This window comes from Bradyrhizobium sp. (assembly GCF_049512235.1).
Taxonomy (GTDB): Bacteria; Pseudomonadota; Alphaproteobacteria; order Rhizobiales; family Xanthobacteraceae; genus Bradyrhizobium.
In genome coordinates, this window is record NZ_JBEKXH010000402.1 from 1 (window position 1) to 5,932 (window position 5,932).

6 protein-coding genes and 1 other RNA gene are annotated in these 5,932 nt (G+C 65.0%); 1 reads left to right on the top strand and 6 read right to left on the bottom strand.

The window, feature by feature from the left end; genetic code table 11:
• Positions 1–241: 241 nt before the first annotated feature.
• The 3 genes from ABSG20_RS27535 to ABSG20_RS27545 form a co-directional block, all read right to left on the bottom strand.
• Entirely contained in the window at positions 242–832 is a 591-nt protein-coding gene (locus ABSG20_RS27535; protein ID WP_423867635.1) for an SCO family protein, read from the bottom strand.
• A gap of 25 nt (positions 833–857) precedes the next feature.
• Positions 858–1,049, bottom strand: coding sequence for a hypothetical protein (locus ABSG20_RS27540; RefSeq protein ID WP_423867636.1), 192 nt, complete (start codon positions 1,047–1,049; stop codon positions 858–860).
• A gap of 164 nt (positions 1,050–1,213) precedes the next feature.
• On the bottom strand, positions 1,214–1,672 hold the full coding sequence (locus ABSG20_RS27545; RefSeq protein ID WP_423867637.1) for a hypothetical protein: 459 nt from the start codon (positions 1,670–1,672) through the stop codon (positions 1,214–1,216).
• 595 nt (positions 1,673–2,267) lie between these two features.
• On the opposite strand from ABSG20_RS27545, the gene ABSG20_RS27550 reads away from it, so the two are divergent.
• The gene (locus tag ABSG20_RS27550; protein ID WP_423867638.1) at positions 2,268–3,926 is read left to right on the top strand and encodes an FAD-binding dehydrogenase; all 1,659 of its coding nucleotides are present in this window, start codon (positions 2,268–2,270) and stop codon (positions 3,924–3,926) included.
• 29 nt (positions 3,927–3,955) lie between these two features.
• Here the strand turns inward: ABSG20_RS27550 and ABSG20_RS27555 are convergent, their stop codons facing one another.
• The 3 genes from ABSG20_RS27555 to ssrA all read right to left on the bottom strand — a co-directional run.
• Positions 3,956–4,792: a protein-disulfide reductase DsbD domain-containing protein gene (locus ABSG20_RS27555; protein ID WP_423867639.1), complete on the bottom strand. Its 837-nt coding sequence runs from the start codon at positions 4,790–4,792 to the stop codon at positions 3,956–3,958.
• Between the two features lie 42 nt (positions 4,793–4,834).
• Positions 4,835–5,548, bottom strand: a complete 714-nt coding sequence (locus ABSG20_RS27560; protein WP_423867640.1) for a DUF1223 domain-containing protein — start codon at positions 5,546–5,548, stop codon at positions 4,835–4,837.
• Between the two features lie 191 nt (positions 5,549–5,739).
• Positions 5,740–5,932: a transfer-messenger RNA gene (ssrA, locus tag ABSG20_RS27565) on the bottom strand; the annotation flags it as partial.

Consider the following 5,932-nt stretch of genomic DNA (forward strand, 5'->3'; position numbering starts at 1 on the left):
CGCGTGCGCCGGCGCCGTTTTCTTCTCCCCTCCCCCCGCGAAGCGGTGGGGAGGGGTCGGGGGTGGGGGGTCCATCAGCAGGAACCGCCGCTTCGGTGTGCGCCGCGCTACCCCCCACCCCCGACCCCTCCCCGCCACGCGCGATGCGCGGGGGGGGGGGAAGTGGACCGCGAGCCTGGATGCGATAGCTTTCCGGAATGGTTCAACGTGACCGAGACACGCCGCCGCGACACATGCGTCTTCAGAGGTAATGCTCCAGATCGGCGGCGGCTTGCTCGGGCTTCCGATTGAGGTTGAACGGCGAGACGAACTTGCCGTCACGATCCATCAGGTAGGTCAGCGCGGTGTGATCCATGGTGTAGTCGCCGTCCTTGAGCGGGACTTTCCGGGCATAGACCCGGTAGGCGGAAATGATTTTTGCCACCTGATCGGGACTGCCGGTCAGGCCCTTCAGATGCGGATCGAAGCTCGACAAATAATCTTTCATGGCTGCCGCGGTGTCGCGCTCGGGATCGACGGAGATGAAAAAAGCGTTAACGCGATCGGCATCCTTGCCCATCGCCCGCAGCACTTCGGAAATCTCGAACAGCGAAGTCGGACAGACGTCGGGGCAATGGGTAAAGCCGAAGAAAATCAGCGTCGGACGGCCCTGCAGGCTCTGTTCGGTTACAGCCTGGCCGCCCTGGTCGGTCAGTTGAAACGGCCCGCCGATGGCGGCCGGCGCTGCCACCGTGCGCAACCCGCCGAGCGCCCATAGCATCAGCAAAAGGCCGACCACCAGACTTCCCGAAAAGGCTGCGACGATGACAAGCGGGCGTTTGGTTCGATCCATTGTGAATTTCCCTGGGGTATGCGGATCAGAAGCAGGCCGCAAGGCCGGAGACAACCGTGTCGAAGAAGACCTCCGTCCCGTAGTGGAACCAGAGCAGCAACGCGCCGAGCAGAACGGCGGCGCCGAGACCGCTACAGCCTGCCACGATCGCCGGCATGGCCCGGCGCGGGCTCAGCCCGGCTGGGATTTCCTGAGGTGTGGCAATGGGCTGAGCCATTTTGCGACGATCCCTTCGCGACCATCCCGGTCAGCGGGCCTGGGCGAGCGGCGGCGCCATTCGTCCGCGGCCCTGTTCAAATAGGCCCTGTCGCACAGCTCGGCAAGCGCCAGGCAGGGGGGCGCCGGTCAGGGATCACGCCCGTGCCGATGGAAATTGCGGGTTTACCGCGGGGCCGAAGCCTGGGCATCGAGATAGCAGGGACGGTACATGCTCAGCAACTGCTTGCCGCGCAGGAAAATCATGTGTGGTGTCAACCCGCCGCGCTGGGCGATCCAACGCCGCACCGGCGAGGGATACATCGAGTACAGCATCTGTGTTGCTTCGGGATTGGTGATCGCCCGGCCGTTGGCGCCGAAGTCCCAGGCCGCATGGAACCCGAGATTGGCATGCGTCGTCACGCAGATCTTGTCGTGCGGAACCGCGCCAAGGACGATGGTGCAGGCCGAGGCGCACAGGCCGTCGATGATGACGGTTTCGCCGGAACTGCGCAGGCCCTGATATTTGTCCACATAGGTGCCGATCCGGCCGCCGCGGTCCTCGGCAATACGAACCACCGCGTGGCTCGCCCCCATCCCCGCCCACAAGAGAACCGCCGCGAGCAACCCCGTCACAAGCTTCATGTCCAGCCCCAGTCTAAACCGTCGAACCCGAATCTCATCGTCTTGGGTGATACAAGACGTGCGCCACCGTGTTGCGATATCGCGATTTTGTCCAGACGCGCAGGGCCTTCAAAACAAATTCAAATCAAGTGTTGCAGACGGGATGCACTATCGACGGAGGCAATAAAAATGCAGCATTTTAATGTCCCGCTGGTGTGCCGGCGCAAAGAGTTCCCTTTGCCGTTGACCGTGCACAACGCCGCGGGCTTCATTCGCAGGCGCGCGTCGAAGGCGCCGGCAGGCTCGGCCGGACCTGGTGGAAATCGATTCCATGAAACCTATCGTTTCAGGCCACGGGCATCGGCCTCTCACTCCTCTCCCGCTCTTCGCGGGGGAGGGTGGGGTGGGGGCGCGGCATCGGCGGTGTTGGTCAGGTGTGGCCGCGATACCCGATCGATGGATTTTCGCCGGAGCCTCCCCCACCCCAGCCCTCCCCCGCGAAGAGCGGGAGAGGGAGCGCAGCATCGCAAGCGTCGATATGATCAGAACTTCGGAAACGCTGGACCAGGGCATGCCGCGGCGGGCCATGCGTTAATAAGCCGGGGGCGGAACCATCATGGCGGATGATGCTGATGTAATCGTGGTCGGCGGGGGCCTCGCGGGCCTCGTCGCCGCGACCGAAATCGCCGATGCCGGCAAGCGCGTCCTCGTGGTCGATCAGGAGGGCGAACAAAATCTCGGCGGCCAGGCCTTCTGGTCGCTCGGCGGATTATTTCTGGTCGACAGCCCCGAACAGCGGCGGCTCGGCATCCACGACAGTTACGAGCTCGCCCTGCAGGACTGGATGGGGTCGGCCGGCTTCGACCGCGATGAAGATCTTTGGCCCAGGCGCTGGGCCGAGGCCTACGTGGCGTTCGCCACGGCGGAGAAGCGCGGCTGGCTGCGCGCCATGGGCCACCGGATCTTTCCGGTGGTCGGCTGGGCCGAGCGCGGCGGTCATGATGCGATGAGCCACGGCAATTCGGTGCCGCGCTTTCACGTCACCTGGGGCACCGGGCCCGGTATCGTCGAACCGTTCGAACGGCGGGCGCGCGACGCCGAGGCGAGCGGCCTGTTGTCGTTCAGATTCCGCCGCCGCGTCGATGCGCTGACGGTCACGGGCGGTCAAGTCGACGGCGTCAGCGGTTCGATCCTCGCGCCTGATGACGTCGCGCGCGGCCAAAGCAGCTCGCGCCAGGTTGCCGGCGACTTCACCCTGCATGCGCAAGCCGTGGTCGTCGCCTCCGGCGGCATCGGCGGCAACCATGATCTGGTCCGGCAGAACTGGCCGAAGCGTCTTGGCCATGCGCCTCGATCCATGATCTCCGGCGTCCCCGAGCATGTCGACGGCCGCATGATCGGCATCTGTGAGGCCGCCGGCGCGCGGCTGATCAACCGCGACCGGATGTGGCATTATGTCGAGGGCGTCAGGAACTGGTCGCCGATCTGGCCGCGTCACGGCATCCGCATCCTGCCGGGGCCATCATCTCTGTGGTTCGACGCCAGGGGCGCGCGGCTGCCATCGCCGTTGTTTCCCGGCTCCGACACGCTCGGCCAGCTGCATTACATCATGCAGACCGGCTACGATTATTCGTGGTTCGTGCTGACGCAAAGCATCATCAGACGCGAATTCGCGCTGTCCGGCTCGGAGCAGAATCCCGATCTCACCGGCAAGAGTTTTTTGATGACGGCGCGGCGCGCCACCAACAAGGGCGCGCCGGCCCCGGTCGAAGCCTTCAAACGCCACGGCGCGGACTTCATCGTGCGCACCAATCTGGCCGATCTGGTCGCCGCCATGAATGTGCTGAGCGGCGACCACCTGCTCCAGCTCGAAGCCCTGAAAGCCCAGATCGAGGCGCGCGACCGCGAGATCGCCAATGCCTTCGTCAAGGACACCCAGGTCATGAACATCCACAATGCGCGCCGCTATATCGGCGACCGCCTGATCCGCACCGCAAAACCGCATCGGATTCTCGATCCCGCGCACGGGCCCTTGATCGCGGTGAAACTCAACATCCTGACCCGCAAGACGCTGGGCGGGTTCGAGACCGATCTCGACGGCCGCGTGTTCGGCCAGGACGGCAAGATCATGCCGGGGCTTTATGCCGCCGGCGAGGCGGCCGGCTTCGGCGGCGGCGGCATGCACGGCTACCGATCGCTGGAAGGCACCTTTCTCGGCGGCTGCCTGTTCTCAGGCCGCAACGCCGGACGCGCGGCGGCAGCGGCGGTCGCTTGACCGCCGCGCGGGGCCGAACGCCACCGCGTTCATCTTGGAGCGACGGTGAATTCCGCGGAGCGATCCTGATCCTTCAAGGTGAGGGTCAGGGCCTGACCGGCGGGCGGTAACGCCGAAAGCCGGACGGTGAGATGAGCAATTCTGCCGCCATCCTGGAGCGCGACCTCGGGTGCCGGGGGAATTCCATCGCCTGCGCCCTCGACAAAAAGATCGGGCCGCACGAAAGGCCGTTCCTCGCTTTGCAGATCGACGACCAGCTCGGGAGCGGATGCTGTCCCCGCGACGCGCGCGGCGATGACATCGATGCCGGCGGAGGCGGGCGGGCCCGGCACGGTGTTCCGGGCAGCATCGATCAGGGCTGCTTCCGCGGAAGACCCGCCGGCACCCGGTGGCACCATCAAGCTGAGGTCAGCCTGATATGGCACACAGACCTCCGAGCAGCCGCCGTGAACGATGGAGACATGAATCCGGACGGGGACACCCGTTTGCTTCAGAAATAATCTGACCGGCAAAACGACGTCGTTTTCGTAACCACTGGTCTGCAACGCCTCCGAGACGAAGCGGGTTGGCGCCGGCCAGGAAAGGTCCTCGCGCGCGATGTTTTCCGAGCCGGACCAGTCGATCATCGGCGCCACCCCGGCATCTCCGGGCGTGCGCCAATAGCCGTGCCAACCCCGGGCGAACCGGAATTCGATCCCGGCATCGAGCGTCGCGCTGGTGCCGATCGTGTCCGCCGTCGTGATCAGACGCACCGCCACATGACGGTCTCCGGCCCAGCCGCTGGCCGCTGCGTAGGCAACCGCGCCCGACCCCGCGGTGCATGCGGCGGACAGCAAGACGAGGCACGAGAGGCGGGCGAACGTCATGATCCATCAACCCACTGTAGCAGCGAGGCCCGGCGTGGCCGATCAAGTCGAACCGCCTGCCAGCCGCGACGCGCCGACGATCTGACCGTCCGGCGCTTCCAGCACGACAGCGACATCCTGCCCTTCCGGGAAGGGCTCGCTGATGTGAAGCCGCGCACCCGACCACTGGCCAACCGATCGGACCGATCGCACGACATTGTTCTCGGTCAACGTCCGGCCGCTGTTCTCGCCGCGACTGATCGGGGTGGTGTGTTCATGATCAAAGCCGATCACCAATACCTTGCCGCTGCCGCTGCCCGGACCGACCTCGATCGCCACCTGGGCGCCATTTCTGGTGACGCTGACGGCCGCCGCCGTGCGGACATTGTGCTTGGCCGCTTCGATCGCCGATCCGACCTCACCGCGGTGCGAACCGACGGCACTGGTCGAGCCGTCGACGACGATCTCCGGCGTATAGGAGCCATCGCCAAAGCGTTGGCCATAGCGGTCCTGACGATCGGTGGCGGCTTGCATCGAGAACGGATCCTTCCAGCCCAGACGGTCCCAATAGGTGACGTGGAAGGCGAGCGGCAGCACGTCGCTCCGGCCCTTGGACAATTCATTGAGATAGGCATTGGCCGGCGGACAGGAGTTGCACCCCTGCGAGGTGAACAACTCGACCACGACGGGACGTTCCGCGGCAGGGGCTGCGACGGGAGAAAAAGCGGCGACTATTCCGAGTGCCGAGGTTCCGATTGCCAAGACAAGGCGCGACATAGGGTGATCCTCCTCTGGTGGGCTCACTCTGTCTTCGCAGCCGGACCGCCATTGTTACGCGAGGACAAGCGCCGTCGGACACCCCTGGGGCAAGTTCCATTTGGGCCCGCACGACACTGTCGCGATCCGATCCTCGATACCAAGCCACGCGGCCGCTCAAATAAAAGCCGCGCCAGCCCGAAGGCTGACGCGGCGATGGCCGTTCTGTTGCCAGGTGGACCTACCCCGAACAGGTTACGCCGCGAGGCGCACTTCGTTCAATGCAACGTTATCGTTTGCATTTAGGTTTTTGACCCGATAACGGCGGTATCATGCCGGGCACAATTCGGAGCTTCTTCGCGACCATCGATCCTGTTTCGCCCCCGCCTTGGCAGCCCGGGATTT

Coding starts and splice junctions, on each gene's coding strand:
- ABSG20_RS27535 (WP_423867635.1), bottom strand. CDS start 832: ATGGATCGAACCAAACGCCCGCTTGTCATCGTCGCAGCCTTTTCGGGA.
- ABSG20_RS27540 (WP_423867636.1), bottom strand. CDS start 1,049: ATGGCTCAGCCCATTGCCACACCTCAGGAAATCCCAGCCGGGCTGAGC.
- ABSG20_RS27545 (WP_423867637.1), bottom strand. CDS start 1,672: ATGAAGCTTGTGACGGGGTTGCTCGCGGCGGTTCTCTTGTGGGCGGGG.
- ABSG20_RS27550 (WP_423867638.1), top strand. CDS start 2,268: ATGGCGGATGATGCTGATGTAATCGTGGTCGGCGGGGGCCTCGCGGGC.
- ABSG20_RS27555 (WP_423867639.1), bottom strand. CDS start 4,792: ATGACGTTCGCCCGCCTCTCGTGCCTCGTCTTGCTGTCCGCCGCATGC.
- ABSG20_RS27560 (WP_423867640.1), bottom strand. CDS start 5,548: ATGTCGCGCCTTGTCTTGGCAATCGGAACCTCGGCACTCGGAATAGTC.